The 18941-nt window shown below is 69.2% G+C and carries 12 protein-coding genes; 4 read left to right on the forward strand and 8 right to left on the reverse strand.

The features are described 5' to 3' along the window. Positions 1 to 12: 12 nt before the first annotated feature. Complete coding sequence (gene sbnA / locus AB0N89_RS01330; protein WP_364198954.1) at positions 13 to 1020, reverse strand: 2,3-diaminopropionate biosynthesis protein SbnA; 1008 nt, start codon at positions 1018 to 1020, stop codon at positions 13 to 15. Positions 1021 to 1032: 12 nt separating this feature from the next. Next, positions 1033 to 1248 (reverse strand): MbtH family NRPS accessory protein, encoded by a 216-nt coding sequence (locus AB0N89_RS01335; RefSeq protein WP_364198956.1) that lies wholly within the window; start codon positions 1246 to 1248, stop codon positions 1033 to 1035. A 179-nt stretch (positions 1249 to 1427) separates the two neighbouring features. Here AB0N89_RS01335 and AB0N89_RS01340 point away from each other — a divergent pair, with 179 nt between their 5' ends. From AB0N89_RS01340 to AB0N89_RS01355, 4 genes are read left to right on the forward strand one after another with little or no spacing between them, the layout of a single operon-like run. Beyond that, positions 1428 to 2423: a TauD/TfdA family dioxygenase gene (locus AB0N89_RS01340; RefSeq protein WP_364198958.1), complete on the forward strand. Its 996-nt coding sequence runs from the start codon at positions 1428 to 1430 to the stop codon at positions 2421 to 2423. 5 nt (positions 2424 to 2428) lie between these two features. Next, positions 2429 to 8728 (forward strand): amino acid adenylation domain-containing protein, encoded by a 6300-nt coding sequence (locus AB0N89_RS01345; RefSeq protein WP_364198959.1) that lies wholly within the window; start codon positions 2429 to 2431, stop codon positions 8726 to 8728. Beyond that, positions 8725 to 10221: an amino acid adenylation domain-containing protein gene (locus tag AB0N89_RS01350; RefSeq protein ID WP_364198961.1), complete on the forward strand. Its 1497-nt coding sequence runs from the start codon at positions 8725 to 8727 to the stop codon at positions 10219 to 10221. The genes AB0N89_RS01345 and AB0N89_RS01350 overlap by 4 nt, the downstream gene beginning before the upstream one ends. After that, on the forward strand, positions 10218 to 10454 hold the full coding sequence (locus tag AB0N89_RS01355; protein ID WP_364198963.1) for a phosphopantetheine-binding protein: 237 nt from the start codon (positions 10218 to 10220) through the stop codon (positions 10452 to 10454). The genes AB0N89_RS01350 and AB0N89_RS01355 overlap by 4 nt, the downstream gene beginning before the upstream one ends. A gap of 79 nt (positions 10455 to 10533) precedes the next feature. On the opposite strand, the gene AB0N89_RS01360 is transcribed toward AB0N89_RS01355, so the two are convergent. The 6 genes from AB0N89_RS01360 to AB0N89_RS01385 all read right to left on the reverse strand — a co-directional run bounded on the left by AB0N89_RS01360 (position 10534) and on the right by AB0N89_RS01385 (position 18873). Continuing rightward, positions 10534 to 11430, reverse strand: a complete 897-nt coding sequence (locus tag AB0N89_RS01360; RefSeq protein WP_364198964.1) for a hypothetical protein — start codon at positions 11428 to 11430, stop codon at positions 10534 to 10536. Between the two features lie 236 nt (positions 11431 to 11666). Beyond that, positions 11667 to 12017 carry a hypothetical protein gene (locus AB0N89_RS01365; RefSeq protein ID WP_364198966.1) on the reverse strand — a complete coding sequence of 117 codons (351 nt, stop codon included), beginning with the start codon at positions 12015 to 12017 and terminating at the stop codon, positions 11667 to 11669. A gap of 18 nt (positions 12018 to 12035) precedes the next feature. Beyond that, positions 12036 to 12707 carry an ATP-binding cassette domain-containing protein gene (locus AB0N89_RS01370; protein ID WP_364198968.1) on the reverse strand — a complete coding sequence of 224 codons (672 nt, stop codon included), beginning with the start codon at positions 12705 to 12707 and terminating at the stop codon, positions 12036 to 12038. Positions 12708 to 12717: 10 nt separating this feature from the next. Then, on the reverse strand, positions 12718 to 14676 hold the full coding sequence (locus AB0N89_RS01375) for a hypothetical protein (RefSeq protein WP_364198969.1): 1959 nt from the start codon (positions 14674 to 14676) through the stop codon (positions 12718 to 12720). Positions 14677 to 14752: 76 nt separating this feature from the next. After that, a complete protein-coding gene (locus tag AB0N89_RS01380; RefSeq protein WP_364198971.1) occupies positions 14753 to 15082 on the reverse strand; it encodes a lactococcin 972 family bacteriocin in 330 nt (109 codons plus the stop codon). Between the two features lie 467 nt (positions 15083 to 15549). Beyond that, on the reverse strand, positions 15550 to 18873 hold the full coding sequence (locus AB0N89_RS01385) for a DUF4132 domain-containing protein (protein ID WP_364198973.1): 3324 nt from the start codon (positions 18871 to 18873) through the stop codon (positions 15550 to 15552). Positions 18874 to 18941 lie beyond the last annotated feature (68 nt).

Genomic DNA, 18941 nt, shown 5'->3' on the forward strand with positions numbered 1-18941 from the left:
ACATCGACGCCCTCAATAACGCGTCAGGACCCGCTCTGGTTCGTCCGACGGGACACCGCCGAAGTGCGTCGTGACCCAGTCGTCGTCGTAGATCGTGTCGAGGTACCGCTCGCCCCGATCGGGCAGGACGATCGCGCAGTTGGCGCCGCGCGGCACGAGGTCTCGCACGCTGTGCACGGCCGCGACCACCGCGCCGGACGAGCCGCCCGCGAGGATCGCTTCGCGGGCGGCGAGCCGACGGCAACCGCGCACGCTGTCCACATCGGCGACGTGCACGACCAGGTCGGCCAGGTCGTCCGCGTGATGACCGGGGCGGACGGCCGCGCCGTGTCCCGGGATCAGCCGCGGGCCGGGGGTGTCGGCGAAGATGGCGCTGCCCGCGGCGTCGACCGCCACGATCGTCACCGGCAGGTCGTTGGCCCGCGCGTACTCGGCACAGCCGCGCAGGGTCCCGCAGGAACTGGTGGCGCAGAACAGGAAGTCGAGGTCGCCCGGCACCTGCCCGACGATCTCGCGCATGGTGTTCCGGTGCGCGGCAGGGTTGCCCGGGTTGGCGTACTGGTTCGGCCAGTAGGCGTGTTCGAGACGCTCGGTCAGCTCGCGAATGCGGCGGAGGCGGACGGGCAGGTAGTCGCCGGTGACCGGATCGGCGTGCTCGATCATTTCGATCTCCGCGCCCAGCGCGCGCATGATCGCGAGATTCTGCTTGCTGGTCCGGGGATCCACCACGCAGATGAAGCGGATCCCGTGGTACCGGCACACCTGGGCCATCCCGATCCCCAGGTTGCCCGAGCTGGACTCGACCACCACCGAACGCCCCGCGACGAGCCGCCCCGCCCTGATCTCGCCGGACAGCATCGACAGCGCCGCGCGGTCCTTGCTGCTGCCGCCGGGATTGTGGCCCTCCAGTTTGGCGAAGAGCCGGAACCCCGCCGCAGGGTAGAGCCTGGTCAGTTCGACCAGCGGCGTCGCGCCGATCGTGGCGAGCACGCCCGCCGGTTCATCCTCAGTCAGGTCCATGGATTCGCCGGCTCAGCCCGCTGTCGGATCGAGTTGCCGCCGCAGGCTCAGTGGCCGCATGTCGGTCCACACCGTTTCGATGTGGGCGAGACACTCCTCGCGTCCGCCCCGTGTCCCCTCGGCGCGCCAACCCGCCGGCACGTCACGGTCTGACGGCCAGATCGAGTACTGCTCCTCGTCGTTGACCACGACCAGGTAAGCACGCTGGTCGGTCTGCTCCTCGCGCATGGGTGTCTCTCCTGAAGTCACTGGCGCACCCGGTTGTCGGTTCACCGGTGGGCCGAGCCTGCCCGCGAGGGCGTGCGCGGGTGCAGAGAAGAACACGCAGAACCTCCGGCACGGCGGCGGAATCCGCGTTACCCGTCATTCTCTTCTGGGGCACGGGCCGAACGGACACGATGGCGGACATGACCGCTGTACCGTCCGTCTCCTCGGCAAACGATTCGTCCGGACAGGAGCGCGCCCTGCCCTTCGTGGTGACTCCCGGCCAGGGCGAGGCCAAGGACACCGCCTCGCTACCGGACCGTCGCACCGCGATCAGGGATCGGCTGCTCGAACACGGCGCGGTGTTGCTGCGCGGGTTCGACATCGACGACGTCGACGGGTTCGACACCGCCGTCCGGACGCTGGCTGGCCCGCCGCTGACCTACCAGGAGCGGTCCTCGCCCCGCAGCACGATCAAAGGGCAGGTGTACACCTCGACGGACTATCCGGAAGCCGAGGAGATCTTCCTGCACAACGAGAACTCCTACCAGGCGGCGTGGCCGCTGAGCCTGTTCTTCTACTGTGTGCGGCCGCCGGACACCCTCGGCGCGACACCGCTCGCCGACACCCGGCGGATCCTGGCGTCGATCGATCCCGCCGTGCGGGCGGAGTTCGAGGCCAGGGGCTGGATGGTGACGCGGAACTTCACCGACTCGTTCGGGTTGCCGTGGCAGCAGACGTTCAACACCACCGACCGCGACGAGGTCACGGCCTACTGCGCGCGCAACGGTGTCGAGACCGAATGGCTCGACCGGAACGGATTGCGCACCAGGGCCCGGCGCCAGGCCGTGCACCGGCACCCGGTCACGGGTGAGGCCGTGTGGTTCAACCATCTCACGTTCTTCCACGTGACCACGCTGGCCGAGGACGTCTGCGCCGGGTTGCGCGCGATGCTCGCCGAGGAAGACTTGCCGACCAACACCTACTACGGCGACGGCGGCACCATCCCCGACGACGTCGTGGCCCACCTGCGGGAGTGCTACCGGGCCGCGTCCCGGCGCTTCGACTGGCAGCTCGGCGACGTACTGATGGTCGACAACATGCTCTCCTCGCACGGCCGTGAACCGTTCACCGGCCCCCGGAAGATCGCCGTGGCCATGGCCGAACCTTCAACCGGCGAAAACGGCACGAAAGGCTGACCATCGTGGCAAGCGGTGACGTCCACCCGTTGTCGTCGGCGCAGGAACAGCTGTGGTTCATCGACCAGCTGCGTTCCGGCGCGGCCATCGAGCATCTGCTGTCCGCGACCTTGCGGCTGCGCGGTGACCTCGACGTCGGGGCCCTGACGGCTGCGTTGACGGAGATCGCGGCCCGGCACGCGGTGCTGCGGTCCCGGTTCGACACGGTGAACGGCACCGCGGTGCGGATCGTCATGGATCCGGCGCCGGTCGAACCGTCCAGTGTGGACCTCACGGGCCTTCCGCCCGCCGAGCGGGAAGCGAGCCTGCGGGAGATCCGGCTGCGTGATCTGCGCACCCCGATCGACCTGCGCACCGAACCGCCGTGGCGGGTCACGCTGGTCCGGCAGGCCGAAGACGAGGCGATCCTGCTGATCGCCGTGCACCACATCGCCTTCGACGGACTGTCCTGGAGCGTGCTGGCCAGGGAACTCGACGCGTTCTACGGGGCGGCGGAGCTGCCGGAACCGGGTCTTCAGCACCACGACGCGCTGAACCGCCGCGAGCGGAAGGCCGACGACGGCGGTCTCACGTACTGGACGGGCCGGCTCGCCGGACTCGCACCGCTCGAACTTCCCGCCGACCGGCCCAGGCCTGCTCGGTGGGAGGCCGAGGGCGACAGCGTCGACTTCATCGTGCCGCCGGACCTGGCCGGGAGGCTGCGAGAACTCGGCCGCGCACACCGCGCGACGCCGTTCATGGTGTACCTCGCCGCGTACCAGCTCCTGCTCGCTCGTTATTCGGGTCAGGACGACATCGCGGTGGGGGTCTCCGTCTCCACCAGGCGCCCGGACGAGCTGTCCCTGATCGGGATGTTCCTCAACACGCTGGTGCTGCGGGGCGACCTGTCCGGTGAACCGTCCTTCGCAGACCTGCTGGGACAGGCGAGGAAGACCGCCCTCGAGGCGTACGCGCACCAGGACGTGCCGTTCGACCAGGTCATCGCCCGGCTGGAGCCGGAGCGCGACCCGTCCCGGAATCCGGTCTTCCAGGCCGGTATCGCCTGGTACGACGCGCGTCGTCAGCCGTATCGGCTGCCCGGCCTCGACGTCTCGCTGTGCCCGCCGCTGTGGGCCGCCTCGGCTTTCGACCTGTCGCTGCACCTGGCGCAGTTCACCGACGGCTCGGTGCAAGGCCAGCTCATCCATCCGAAGAGCCTGTTCGACCGCGACCGGATCGACCGGATGGCCGCCAACTACCTGCGGCTGCTCGAAGAGATCACCGCCGCCCCGGAAAGCCCGGCGCCGCTGCTCGAACTGGTCGCCGAGCCCGAACAGGACCGGCTGCGTTCCTTCGGCACGGCCACGGCCGTGGCGGCCGGGCAGTCCTTGCCGGAGCTGTTCTTCGACCAGGCGGCACGATCCCCGGAGTCGGTGGCCGTCGTGTCCGACGTGGACGAAGTGAGCTACGGCGAACTCGCTGAGCGGGTCAGCGCCTTGGCCGGATACCTGCGCCAGCGGGGCGTCGGCACGGAGACCCCCGTCGGCGTCGCGCTGGACCGCGGCGCAGACCTGGTCGTCGCGCTGCTGGCGATCCTCACCGCCGGCGGCACCTATGTCCCCCTGCCGCCCGATCATCCGGCCGAACGCCTCCGCCAGGTCGTCGCCGACACCGGCGCCACGCTGGTGCTGTCGCGGTCCACAGTGGACATAACCTTGCCCGACACCCTCGGCCGGATCGATCTCGACGAGCATCGGGACGCCATCGCCGGTCACGCTCTGACCGAGCGGCCGGCCGTCCACGGCGCGCAGATCGCCTACGTCGTGCACACGTCGGGTTCGACAGGCAGGCCCAAGGGAGTCGCCGTCACCCACGACGGCATCCGCAACCGGGTCCTGTGGTCGGTCCGCACCCAGCTCACCGCCGCGGACCGGGTCCTGCAGAAGACGACGACCGGCTTCGACGCCTCGCTGTGGGAGCTGCTGACGCCGTTCGCCGCCGGTGCCACCCTGGTCATGGCGCCGCCCGGCGCCCACCGCGATCCCGCCGCGATGGCCGGGGCGATCGTCCGGCACGGCGCCACGGTCCTGCAACTCGTCCCGTCGGTCCTGCGGCTGCTGCTCGACGAGCCCGCCTTCGCCGAGTGCGCGTCGCTGCGCCTGATCTGCTCGGCGGGCGAGGCACTGCCGGTGTCCCTGTGCCGTCGTCTGACCGGCCTGCTCGACGTGGCGGTCGAGAACACCTACGGCCCGACGGAATGCGCCATCGACGTGACCGCGTGGCGGTACCGGCGCGACGACCAGGACGGCACCGTGCCCATCGGCACGCCCTTGTCCGGGACACGGGTGTTCGTCGTGGACGCCTCGGACCGGCTCGTGCCGATCGGCGTGCCGGGCGAACTGTGCGTCAGCGGAGCCGGCCTCGCCCGCGGTTACGTCGATCGTCCACAGCAGACGGCCCGGCAGTTCACCCCGCATCCCTATCCCTCGGTTCCCGGCGAACGCTGGTACCGCACCGGCGATCTGGTGCGCTGGCGGCGGGACGGGGTGCTGGAGTTCGTCGGCCGCGTCGACGATCAGGTCAAGATCAACGGCGTGCGGATCGAGCCCGCCGAGATCGAGGCCGCGTTGTGCGCGCATCCGGGCGTCTCGGCGGCCGCCGTCGTCCCCCAACGGACACCGGCCGGGGACAGCACTCTCGTCGCCTACGCGGTACCCGCCGACGGTGCATTGCCCGCTGATCTGCGCGAACACCTGGCCGCCCGGCTGCCCTCGCCCATGATCCCTCCGGCCGTCCACGCCCTGGACGCGCTCCCGCTCGGTCCCAACGGCAAACTCGACCGCGCCGCCCTGCCCGCACCGGACGGCGCCCCCGAGCCCACTTCGGACGATCACACGGCTCCGGGCACGCCGACGGAGGAGTTCGTCGCCGCGACCATGGCCGAGCTGCTCGGCGTCGAGCACGTCGGGGTCCGAGCCGACTTCTTCGCCCTCGGCGGCCATTCGCTCCTCGCCATCCGGCTCGTGCTGAAACTCCGGCGCGAGTTCGGCGCCGAGCTGACGGTCGGCGAACTGTTCGACGACCGGACCGTCGAACGCCTCGCCGCCCGGCTCGACGCGAGCGCCACCGGCGCCGCCTCGGCGATCCAGCCGGTCCCGCCTGACCACGGCCTGCCGTTGTCGTTCGCGCAGCAGCGGATGTGGTTCCTCGACCAGCTCGATCCGGGCAGCGTCGAGTACCTCATCCCGTTGGCGCTGCGGCTGTCCGGCCCGCTTTCCGTCACGACGTTCCAGCAGGCGCTGGACCGCCTCGCCGCCCGGCACGAGGTGCTGCGCACCCGTTACGTCGACCAGGACGGTGAACCCGCGCAGATCGTCGACCCGCCGGGGCCGGTCGCGTTCCGTCTCGTCGACCTGACCGGCGAGCCCTCGACGGCCCACGAGCTGCTACGCCAGGTGTCGAACCGTCCGTTCGACCTCGAACGCGAACATCCGCTGCGCGTCACCGTGATCCGGGTGGGCGAAGACGAGCACCTGGTCGCGCTGACCCTGCACCACATCGCCTTCGACGCCTGGTCGATGGCCGTCCTGTTCCGCGACCTGAACGAGATCCACGCCGAGCCGCTGCCCGTCCAGTACGCGGACTTCGCCGCGTGGCAGCGATCCGAGCGGTCCGCCGAGGACATGGCAGGCCAGCTCCGGTACTGGCGGGGCAGGCTCGCCGGGCTCACCCCGGTCGAGCTGACCACCGACCGGCCGCGTCCGGCACAGCGCGACCCGCGCGGGGACACCGTTTCGGTCACCGTCCCGATCCCGGTCGCCCGTGCGGTGACCGAGCTGGCCGCCCGGCAGGGCGCGACACCGTTCATGACCATGCTGGCCGCGTTCCACGTGCTGCTCGGGCGCTACACCGGACGCACGGACGTCTCGGTCGGCACGCCGGTGGCCGGCCGGACCCGGCAGGAGACCGAAGAACTGCTGGGTCTCTTCACCAACACCCTGGTACTGCGGGCCGATCTGTCGGGCTCGCCGACCTTCACCGAGCTGCTCGATCAGGTGCGGCGCGACTGCACCGACGCGTTCGCCCACCAGGACCTGCCGTTCGAGCATCTCGTCGACGCGCTGCAGCCGGATCGGGACCTGTCCCGCAACCCGCTGTTCCAGATCATGTTCGAGCTGGAGAACCTGGAGAACCGGCCGGACACCTTGTGCGGCACCACCGTCCGGCCGATCCCGGCGGGCGCCTCGGTCGCCAAGTTCGACCTCACCGTGTCCGTCCAGCAACGCGACGGCGGCGAACTGCGTTGTGTCTTCGAGTACGCGACCAGCCTGTTCGACCGCTCGACCATCGAGCGGATGGCCGGGCACTACCTGCGCCTGCTGGCCGACATCGGCTCCGCTCCGGACTGCGAACTGGCCGAGCTCGACGTCATCGGCGACGACGAACGCCGTCGTCTGCTGCACGACTGGGCCGATCCGGATCACCGGCGACTGTCCACTCTGGACCCGGTCGGTGAACATCCCTTGTGCGTACCCGAACTGGTAGAGAGGCAGGCGGCACGCCGTCCCGACGCCGTGGCGGTGGTCTTCGGCGACCAGCAGCTGAGCTATGCCGAGCTGAACGCACGGGCCAACCGGTTCGCGCGGCTGCTGCGGTCGCAGGGGGCCGGACCGGAAACCGTCGTCGGGGTCTGCCTGGAGCGTTCGCTCGACGCGGTGGTCGTCCTGCTGGGCGTGCTCAAATCGGGCGGCGTGTACGCCCCGTTCGATCCGAGGCACCCCGCGGAACGGCTGGACTTCATGCTCACCGACGCCGGCGCGCGGCTCGTGGTGACCACGCGGGAGTTCGCCGGGCGTTTCGGCGACCGCGACGTACTGGCCGTCGACGGCGTCGAGTGGTCCGACGGTGACGCCGCGGATCTGGGACCCCGGCCGGATCCGCGCTCACTGGCGTACATCATCTACACCTCCGGCTCGACAGGGCGGCCCAAGGGCGTCATGACCGAACACCGGTCCTACGCCCATCACTGCCGCGTGATCGCGGACGCCTACACGATCGGCTCCGACGACCGGGTGGTTCTGCTGTCAGCGCTCACCTTCGACGTGTCCATGGACCAGATCGGCGCGACCCTGCTCGCCGGTGCGACGATCGTGGTGAGCGACCCGATGTTCTGGGCCCCGGCCGAACTGCCCGCCAGGCTCGCCGAGTACGGCGTGACGATCATCGACACCACTCCCGCCTACTACCGCGAGGCGATGCGTTACGGCCCGGATCTGCTGGCCAGCCTGCGCTTGATGAACGTCGGCGCCGACGTGGTCACGGTGGACGACGCCCGGAAGTGGGCGGAATCCGGCCTGCCCGGACGGTTCCTGTGCAGCTACGGACCGACGGAGGCGACCGTCTGCTCGCTGCTGCACCCGGTGACGGGCGACCTCGGCGGCCAGCCCGCGGGCGCGGCCATGCCGCTCGGCCGGACGGTCGCGGGCACCCGTGCCTACGTCGTGGACACCGAACTCCGCCTGGTTCCGACCGGGGTACCGGGCGAGTTGTGCCTCGGCGGGGTCCGGCTGGCCCGCGGCTACCACCACGACGCCGCCCGCACCGCCGAGCGGTTCGTGCCGGATCCGTTCGGCCCGCCGGGAGGACGGCTCTACCGCACAGGAGATCTGGTGCGGCACCGTCCGGACGGGACGATCGAGTTCCTCGGGCGCATCGACCACCAGGTCAAGATCCGAGGCTTGCGCATCGAACTCGGGGAGGTCGATGCGGCCCTGCTGCGGCATCCCGGCGTGGACGCGGCCGTGGTGGTCATCGCGGCGGACCCGTCTGGTGACCCACTGCTGGCGGCCTACGTGGTCGGTGAGCCGGAGGCGGACACGCTGCGCGAACACCTGCGCGCGCTGCTGCCGGAGTACATGGTCCCAGCACGCTGGGCGAAACTGTCCGCCCTGCCGCTGACGGCGAGCGGGAAGGTCGACCGGAAGGCCTTGCCCGCGGCGGAGCTGACCGCGTCCGGCACCGGACCGGCCGAGGCGCCCAGTGGCCCGGCCGAGCAGCTCATCGCCGACATCTGGCGTGAGGTGCTCGGGGTGGACCGGATCGGGGTGACCGACGATTTCTTCGCGCTGGGCGGGCATTCTCTGCTGGCCACGCGGGTTCTCGCCGAGTTGCGGAGCGCGTTCGCCGTGGAGCTTCCGCTGCGCCGCCTGTTCGAGGCCACCACGGTCGCCGCGTTGGCCACGGCGGTGACCCAGGCGCTCGAAGACGAGATCGCCGGACTCTCCGACGCCGAGGTGGCGGAATTGCTGGCCGGCGAGCCGACATGACCTTCGTCGACGACCTTTTCGCCCATCCTGCCGGGGCGCCCGCGATCCGAACCCCGGACGGCGGGCTGAGCTACGGGGAGCTGACCGACCGGATCGAGCGGCTCGCCCGGACTCTGGCGGGCCGCGGGCTGGAGGCGGAACGGGTCTGCGCCATCGCCGTCGACCAGGGTGTGGACGCTGTGATCGCGATGGCCGCCGTGGCGCGGGCGGGCGGCGCGTTCCTCGCCCTCGACCCCGGTCTCCCGCACGCACGGCTCGAAGCCATGTGCCGCACCGGCGGCGCGTGGATGCTGGTGACGACGACGGCGCTCGCCGAACGGCTCGCGTTGCCCCTGACCGGTCCGGTCGTCCTGATCGACCGTCCGGCGCCGCCCGCTGCGGTGACGCGTTTGCCCGAGGTCACGCCACGCACGCTCGCCTACGTCAGCCACACGTCCGGGTCGACGGGCACGCCGAACGCCGTGCTGATCGAACACTGCGGTCTGCGGTCCTACCTGCGCGCCATCGGCACGGACAACGGGCTGGGGCCGGGCACGGTCGCCGCGCAGGTGGCCCCGATCGGCTACGACGCGTCGATCCGCGACGTGTTCGCTCCGCTCGTCGCCGGTGGCTGCGTGGTCCTGGTTCCCCGCGCCAGGCTGCTGCGCCCGGCCGAGTTCGCCGATACCGTGCGCGCTTTCGGTGTCACCACCCTGCTCAGCGTGACGCCGACCTTCCTCGGTTTCCTGACCGGACACGAGGCCGCCACGGCTGCGCTGCGGACGGTCGAGCTGGTCGTGTCGAGCGGGGAGTCGCTGTTGCCGTTCCTGACCTCGGGCGGCAGGCGGCTGGTGCCGGGCAGGCTGGTCAACCAGTACGGCCCGACCGAATGCACCATGACCTCGACCCGATACCCGGTACCGTCCGAACCGGTGACGACGGCCGACCTGATCGGCGCGCCGATCGACGGCGTGTCGGTGTGGCTGCTCGGTCCGGATCACCGGCCGGTCCCCGACGGGGCCACCGGCGAGGTCCACATCGGTGGTGTCGGCGTCGCCCGCGGCTACGGCGGACGTCCCGCGTTGACCGCCGAGCGGTTCGTCCCGGATCCGTTCGGCCCACCAGGAGCGCGGCTGTACCGAACCGGGGACCTGGCCCGGCGGCTCGCCGACGGAACCCTGGTGTACCTGGGGCGGATGGACCGTCAGCTCAAGATCCGCGGCCATCGCGTCGATCCCGCCGAGATCGAAGGCGCGCTGCTGACCCATCCGGCCGTGACCGGCGCGGTCCTCACCGCGGACAGGGACGAACGGGGCCGGATCTCTCTCAGCGCACATGTCGTGGGCGAACTGGCCGACGTCGCGGACGCCGCCCTGCGCGCGCACCTGGCCGAAACCCTGCCGCCGCACATGATGCCGCGCCGGTTCGTCCGCATCACCCGGGTACCGACCACCCACAGCGGCAAGATCGACCGAGCCGTACTGACCAGTACCGACGAGAACGGATCACGATGACCACGACCCGCGACCTCCCCGAGCTGATCGTGTCGCTGTACCGCGAGTCCCTCGGCGACGACACCTTGGACGCCGACAGCGACTTCTTCGAGTCCAATGGGGACTCGCTGGCGGCCTTCCAGATCACCGCGGGCCTGCAGGACACCTTGGGCATCGAGGTTTCGGTCGCCCTCGTCTTCGCTTACCCGTCTCCGGCGGACCTGGCGGGAGTCCTCGCCGCGGATCTTCAGTGAGCTCTGCTGAGGTGCCCGGGGCTGGGGCCGGTGCTCTCCCCAGCCCCAGCATCATGAGATTCCTCGCGAACCTGGCTCGTCAGGAGCATTTCCAAGTGGCCGGCAGCGAGGTCTGACCGTCCGCCGAAGCGCGCTGCCCGGCGAGCTCGTCGGTCTCCGTCACGACTCGAACCCCGTACTCGGCGGTGATGTTGCCGGCGAACGTGACGCCGCGCCACACACCCAGCTCCCGCTCGGTGCCACCGACCGGGGTGTACGAGGCGACCATGAGCCCGTGGGAGTTGACGCTCCTCGGGCTGGGGCGATCCTGAGCCTCGTACCGATGTACCAAGGTCCCCGTGGTGTCCCACTTGTGCAGGCCGGCGTAGTCCCCGAACGCCTGGCCGAGCGCGTAACCACCCTGGAAGACCCGGACCTGGAGGTTGGGCGAACCGGCGAGCGGGCGGGTGGTGCCGTCCGGCGACCACACCGAACCCTTCTCGGTCACGACGTTGCCCGCGTTGTCGATGCCGATCGCCACATCGTCGGCGACGATCTGGTAGGTGCCCGGCTGGTTCCGCTTCCACACGACGCTGCGATAGGGATCCGGAAAGGCGTAGGCGCTACCGACGACGTCACCCGAGTCGTTGATGGCCTTGGCGGACACGACGGTCCCGGCAGGGGTGGGAAGCGTCTGGAACGAACCGTCGCGGTACACGAAAGCCGAGCTTGAACGCCCGTCGTACCCGACGATCTCGCCGCTGCCATTGACCCCGGAAACGCTGATGGACGTGCTGACCGGAGCGTTCACGGCGACGGGTTGGCCGTTGTGCCAGAGCAGCAACCTTCCGTCAGGCGCCTGGCCTGCCAAGTAGCCGTTCGAGCCCGCGGCGCTCACCGAACCGCTCGTCACACCCGCGGGCAGCGGGAGATACGACGGCGTCCAGGCGCACTGATCCTCAGCTCGCTCCTGGGCAAGGACCGGCGACGACGCCACGATCCCTCCTCCGGCGATGACCACGCCGACGACCGCCGCTCTCGCAAGCCGTGCTCGAAACCTCAACCCCATGGGTCCCTCCAGTCAGAAGTTTGATCTTCATCCGGAAGATCGCCGCGAACCGCACGGAGTTGCCAAGATTTGACGGGCGTTACCTATCCGTTACGAGCGTCCACGGCGTTCCTGGAGGGTGTCGAGTATCCAAGCCGGAACGCTGCCGCGCAGCGGCCAGACCGCTAGGACTTTTCGATCGTCGCCGGAACCCCGAAACCCTCGCTCTTGCCAAGAATGTCGTTGACCGCGTTCTCTTCGGCGTCAGACGTCACGTGCACGGTCACGATCGACTTGTCCTGACCCGAGCAGGGGCTGCCCGCGTCGATCCGGACGCCGCTTCCGGCACGGGTGAGCTGGTCGGTCAGCTTCGCGTTCCGGGCGATCGCCTGGGTCACGGCCGCTCTGCTCGGCAGTTGCTCGCATGGCGGGATCGCGTACTTGCCGCCCCCGAAAAGGCTTTGGGGAAAGCCGGTGACCACAAACGTGATCGCGGCGATGGCGCATACCAGGGCCACCGCGGCGACGATGAGCAAGGCTGGTTTGTTCTTCACTCAATCCGCCATAACGTCGGTAGTGGGACTATGAGCGGTATTCACCGCGTGCAGTGTTCCGCAGGCACGCATCATTTCGTCGTCGTGCGTCGCGACGATCACGGTGCAGCCCGCCTCCGCGCGGTCGAGAAACAATTCGACGACCAGGGAGCGATTGACGCTGTCCAGTGACGCGGTGGGTTCGTCCACGAAGATCACCGCGGCGTCCTTGTAAATGGCACGGGCGATGGCGAGGCGCTGCTTTTCACCGCCACTCAGATGGGAAGCACGATCGTCACCGCGGCCAGCCAGCCCTGTTCGGTCGAGCGCGGCCGACAAGCGGCGCTGGTCGGCCTGAACCCGATTCGAGAAGACGCCCGCCGACATCGCGACGTTGTAGGCGACCGATTCGTCGTCGACGATTCCGTAGTCCTGGATCACGAAAGCCGCGCTCCGCGCCCAAAAGCGGCGAATGTGCTTGGCCTTCCACGATCCGGTGCTCGTCCCGTCGACGAACACCTGCCCGCTGTCGGGGTGGTGCAGCAGCCCGAGGCAGTGCAGCAGCGTGGTCTTCCCGCACCCGCTCGGCCCGACCAGCGCCGTCATGGTGCCCGGGGCACAGCTCAGCGATTCGTCCGCCACGATCTGGCGGCCGTCGATCCGCACACCCACGTTCACCGCGTCGATCTTCATCGGTCTCCTTTCACAAGCGTCGCGCGCTGACGTCGGCGAAGGCCCGCCGGGCCGCGAAAACATGGGCCACCGGCGCCGATCCGAGCAGCAGCACAGTGGCCACGAGCACGACAGGCGCGTGTTCCGCCTGCACCAGCGCGATCAGCACCGCCAGGATCGTGCCGGTGACGATCTCGGGAACGAGCCGTCTGGCGAGTACCTTCGGCCACGCGTAGCCGGCGAGCCTTCGCGCGAAATCGTTCCTGGCTTCGAGCAACGCCGAAAGATAAGCGCTGATCGCGGCCGCCACCATCAGCGCGACCGCGAGGCCGATCACGGACACCACGCCGAGCCACGCGTCGTAGGCCGCGAACTGGGCACGCAGGATTCCGTCCGCGGCGGCGTACCGCACCTTGATCTCCTTGTCGATGTGCTGTGCCGCGATCAGTTCCTGCGTGGGACCGAGCCCGGTGAAGAGCAGGTTCCCGGAGGACGCAGTACTCACCAGGAAGCTGTCGTTGAACGTCTTCCACAGATCGGGTACCACGATGACGAGAGTGTCGTCGTGGAATTCGAGCTCACCGCCGGGAGCCGCGAACGGGACCGGACCGCCGTCCGGCGTCAGATAGCGAAACCCGTCCATGACCGTCGATGCCGGTTCCGGCGACCGTTTCCATACCTCGACTTGAAGTGTCAGCGCGGCCAGGAACCGCGGGGGCACCGCTGCCGCGGGCACCTCCGTCAGCGGAACCTTCCCGCCCTCCGGCCGCATGAGGTCCAGCCAGCGCTGATTCACCAGTGCGAAACTCGACCAGCGGCCGAGTGCCGCCGCCCACTGGGTCGCATCGGGAACTCCCGGCTGATCGGTGGTGAGGTAGGACAACGCGGCGGTGTTCGACGATGCGGCGGTGCGCACCACGGCGCCGAACGGGGGCATGAGACGCTGAAAGTCGTCTTCGCTGGTGCCCTGGAACGTCGTTCTGACCTGATTCGCCAGTTTGTCCCACTGGCCGAGCTCCGCGGCACTTTCGTTCGCGGTCGCGATGCCCGCCCAAGCAGGCCCGATCGCGAGCAGCGCGAACCCGAACGCGATCACTTTGATCCCGCCCGCGGCCCGCCGGACGCCCAGTGACGCCGGCTTGCGCCGCGCGATCGATTCCGGCGACGGTGCCGACATCGCGCTGATCACCCCTGCGGCCACGATCACCAGCAGCAAGACCATCGCGCCGAGCGCGCCCATTCTCGAGGCGAACAAGCCCGTGTAGCTCCACCCCTTCCACAGTCCGACCACCAGGACCGCGGTGGCCGTCGTGGCCGCCCACGCCAGCGTGAGCAGGAAGAGGAACCGCGTGACGTCTACGAGCTGGATGCGCGCGATCGGCGTCCCGGTCAGCACTCGCAACGCCCGGCCACGGGATTTCGCGGCGAACCAGTACAGCACCAAGGTGACCAGCAAGACGCAACCGGTGACGAGCGCGATGGTGAGACTCTGCAGGAAATACAGCCCTGACAGGTCCTCGAAGAGGGTCGGATCGGTCCGGGTGACCGAGACCTGGTGCCCGCGGAGGTCGTCGATGACCTCGGACAGCTGGTCCGTCCGGCCCGTCACCAGGTAGGTGCCGCTCGGCAATACGTGGTCGAGCGCGGCTGATTCGACGACCTTCGCGCCCGGCTCGTCGCCGTACCACTCGACCACGGCGGGCAGCGTCGAGGAGTCGTTCAACGCGATGAAGACCTTGCCCCGCAGATCACCGTCGAGGTCCGCCGTCTCCTTCAGCAGACCGAGCCCCGCTCGCGAATCCCACGACCGCAGCGCGCTCGTGGCGGCATCGTCCTTGAGCGTGGCTTCACTGAAATCGAGGTTCACCAGACTCGACGGGTTCAACCCCACGGGGAACGCGCGGTCGTGGATGTCGACCATGAGGTGGGTCATCAGGGCGAGCAGGCAGAAAAGTACCGCCGATGCTCCCAGAACGACACGCTGCGTCATGCTTCTTTCTCCGCGGGAACGAGGTACGAGAGCCGGAGACGGCGGTGCCGCCGTCTCCGGCTCGCCGACGACTTCGTCAGCAGGTGCGGTACCAGTAGCGATCGGACGCACCCGGGGTGTTGAGCGCGAACTTCTCGGCGATCGACGTCGAGCCGCCCGCCGTGTCGATGCTTCTCACCCGCGAACCGTTGTACTCGACGGTCGACCCGTGACATCTGGACGGGTGAAGGTAGTACGACCGGACGTGAGCGTTCCAGAAACCGTACCGCCAAGTGCCGCCGTCGGACGGATGTTGCGTGGACTCGCCGGGATGCAACCAGGCCATCGCGGGAGCCGCCGTCCCGAGCGACAACGCCGCGGCTGCGGCGGTCGCCGCGGCCACTGTACCGAATTTCTTCATCATCATGTGCTTTGGATCCTCTCCTCGGTGCCGTGAGCCCGAGTCGCACACGCTTTCGTTTATCACAGGACGAGAAAGTGTCGTGCGCGGGAAACTCGGGCCATTCGAATCCGGCCGTGCGTCAACCGGCGGGCATGCACCGCCGTCGCGCGAAAGGTGAGCAAAGCGCGCAGCTCAACCAATGACGAACTGCAGAGGTATTCTCCCCCGTTGACTTCTCCCCAGGTTCCGTCGTACCCCCTGGACCTTGACCGGAACCACACCAGTAGAACAGCGCCTCCTGGGCTCAGGTACCACCGTTCGAGTGAGCGCGCGGACCCCTTTTGATCTGTTTTTCTATCGACCGACCCTCACCTCTTATACGCATTTCGAAGAAGGCGCCCCGAATACTTCTCCGATCAGAATCCACCGAACCCCGGCCACCGACCGAATCAGATCCACGAAGGCTTGAAAGCCCCCTGAAGCCCTGGCCGTCAGGGCATCAGCTCGGCGAGTTCGGCGAGCAGTTCGGAAGCGGTGATCGAATCCAGTTCGCCGAAGACCCTGGTATCTCTTGGCCGCCAGAATCCGTCTTCGGTCTCGGAAAGCCAGATCTCCGTCAAGGTCTGCTCCGGTTCCTCGGCGACCATGCCGACCATGATTCCCGGCTCCAGCCCCACACAGACCGAGCCGCCTCCGGGCACCCGCCGGATCAGCCACGGCTCGGCACCGTTGTCCTGCGGCGGGCATCGCTCCCAGGTGCGTTTGGTGAGGCCGAGCAGTTTGCCGACCGGCACCGTCACGCCCTCGAAACGCTTCAGCCTGGTCTCCGTCCGCTCACCGTCATCGAGGCTGTACGTCGGGCGGGCGAGCTGAGGGAACGGCTGGACGATCTCGTGGGCGGCGAAGATCTCGGTCCAGATGGTGAGGTCTTCCGCGAGCTCCAACGGATGGGCGACACCGACCTCGACGTCGTCGGGCAGGACGAAGACATCGCCCGCCGCGTCGGTGAACGAGCGGTCCTCGGCCGCTCGGAACCCCTCTCCCGCCGAAGTCCGCCAGACCAGGCGCCGGGCCAGGTGCCACAGCAACGGATGCCCGAGGATGAGCTCGTGGAACTCGGTCGCGTTCCACCTGCGCCCGGCCACCATCGCCCTTTCGAGCCGGGCGATCTCGTCCACCGCCACCGTCCGGACGTCCTTCTTCAACGCGCCGAACCGCTTGTACTCGGCGGGAGCGAGCTCGGAATCGTCGTGGGCGCCGGGTTTCGGCAGTGCCTTCAGCGGTTTCCCGCCCTCGTCGGTCACGAAGGGCTTGAGTTGCTCGTCGAAACCGATCACGAACCGCCGTATGCCGTAGTCGATGACGGCCGTCGCCGCTTCGTCGAGCCCGAACGCCGGCACCAACCTGTCCGCGAGCTGCTCGGCGCTCAGACCGAGTTCGGCGGCCAGCGCACCGATCTTCTCCTGGGCGCGCTGCTTGAGGCCTTTGAACTTCACCTTCTGGGCGATCGAGTTCAGCTGCATCAGCGAGACGTCGGAGGCGATCGCCGCCAGCACGTCGAGCCCGGCCACCGCGCGGGCGTGCCCGCCGTCCCCCGGCCAGTCCCGGATCTTCACGGCGAGCCCGCGGGCCACCCGGTCGTCGCCCAGCAACCCCGACATCGTGAGCACCCAGCCGTCGTTCGGCGGGAAGTCAGCCAGCTGCCACAGTTCGAACAGGTCCCAGGCGAAGTCCGTCAGCGAGCGTGGGTCGCAGAACTCCCGCACGATCGGGACACCGGCGTAGAAATCGTCCGGTTTGGACAGTGCGAACATGGTGAGGACGTGGTTCACCGCGACGGCGGGCAACGCCTGCTCGGTGCCACGGATCCGGATTTGCGGGAGCAGCACCGGATCCGCCCACGAGCCGGGTACCGGCACCTTCGCCGGGAGGATGTCGAGCGGGTCGGTCGCGATGAGAGCGTCGATCGCTTCGCGGGCGCGTGGGCCGTAGCCATCAGCCGTCTCCCGGAGATGATCGCCGTGCCGGGCCATCAGGGAGCGCAACGCCGACTCGGCGGCGAGGCGCGCCGCACCGCGTTGACCGAGAGCCGACGGGATGAGCAGCCCGATCGCGTTTTCGGCGTGCCTTTCGAGCCAGGCCGAGGCGATCGCGTGGACCGATTTGAGGCGAAGATGCCAATCGGCCATCAACTCGGCGACTCGCTGGTCGACGAACGGGAGCAGCGCTTCGCCTGCTTGTGCCGGGTTCGTCCGGGCGACGTGCAGGACGACGGGGAGAGCGTCGAGTTCGAAACGGGCCACCAGGGCCTTGAGCCAGCCGTCCTCTCCCCAGGCATCGGCGGGCCGCCAGTCGGCGAGCAACGGCCGGACCACCTCCTCCGGTCCGTCGAGGAAGAGCTTCTGCTCGTTCCAGGAGCGGAGGTCGCCGCGGCGGAACCACCCCACGGTCCTGGACCAGTCCTGCTCCACGACGCGCCGCCTGCCCGCCCATCGTGCGCGTTCGTCCTCACCGGACCAGACGATCGACCGGATCGACGGCGGCTCTAGTCCTTTGAGGACGACCTGCTTCGCTGTCACTCGCTGACCCGTCCAGGGAGGCTCGGCCAGCGGCTTCGGCAAGGTGGCGGCGGGGGCTTCCGGGAGCAGCCCGGCGTTGGAAGTGGCCTGCTCGATCGCCGCGACCTGGTCGGACGAGAGTTCCGCCGCGAGGTCCCCCGGCAGATCCGGATGGGCCGCGGCATGTGCCCTCAGCAGCAGTCCTGCGTGTTCCGAGCCGCTGCTCGCGGCCGCGGAAAGAACTCGCAGGGCACGGGCTGGATACCGCTTCGCCACGGCGACGACCGTCCCGTGGACGAACTTCCGCCCGAGCCGGTCCACCAGCAGCTCCATCGCCTCGTCCGTGGGCAGCCCCGCGAGGATGCCGAGCACCAGTCTGCGGCTGTCACCGCCTTGCGGGTCGTCGTCGAGGGCTCGTGCGAGCGCCGGAGCGATCGAGGTGCCCAGCACGTCCAGCAACGTGCCTCGTACCTGATCGTCGCTCAGCCGCCACGCCAGATTCGAGCCGAGGGCTTCCACCTGTTCGATGGTGCTGACGATGAGCAAGAGCGCCCTGTCGTCGCCATGACCGGACGGCCGGTTCGCCCAATCGTCGAGCAGTTCGCCAACCCAGTCGAGCCGCGTCGGCATGAGGTACGAGACGACGAGCTTCGCGGAAAGGTTCGTCCGGTACGAGGCGACGGCTTCGGCCACCGTCGCGTGATCCTCATCCGTTGCCTCGGCGAGGATCGTCCTGAGCCGACGAAGGAGGTTGTAGCCGTTCAGCTGCTGGTGAGAGGAGCCCCCGCTCGCGAGAACAAGCGAGGCCACGGACGGCGCCGAGCGGGTAGGCGAATGCGACCGGTGCACACTCAGCCGGGAGAGCTCCACCGCCGCCTGGACCACGAACGACAGCCCATGCTCGACGACCCAGGCGTCGGCGATCCGATCGATCTTGTCGAACGGGATCGCGGCGGCGCCGGAACTCACCAGTGCCTCGAACTCCAGCGAATCGGCCAGCACCGCCGCGCCCAGTGGCGTCACCTCGCCCGCCAGGTACGCCCGGCCTGCCTCGACGGCCAACGGCGCCGACGTGGGCTCGGCCAGCAACTCCGCCGCGACCCCCGTCCCGCGGCCGGCAGCCGATCTCAGCAGACCCGCGGCGTCGGGATCGAGGGTCACGGGCGTTCGGACCCGCCCGCCGCGGCGGACGTGGACGTGCGCGTGCAGCGCTTCGTCGATCTCGAAGACCGTCTCGCCCGGCCTTGTGCCGTTCATGAACACCCCCATCCTTCGATGAGCGGCACCATATTCCAGCGGTCCGACAGAACCCGGACGGCCGGTGA

Source organism: Amycolatopsis sp. NPDC089917 (assembly GCF_040684635.1).
In the GTDB taxonomy this organism is placed as follows: Bacteria; Actinomycetota; Actinomycetes; order Mycobacteriales; family Pseudonocardiaceae; genus Amycolatopsis.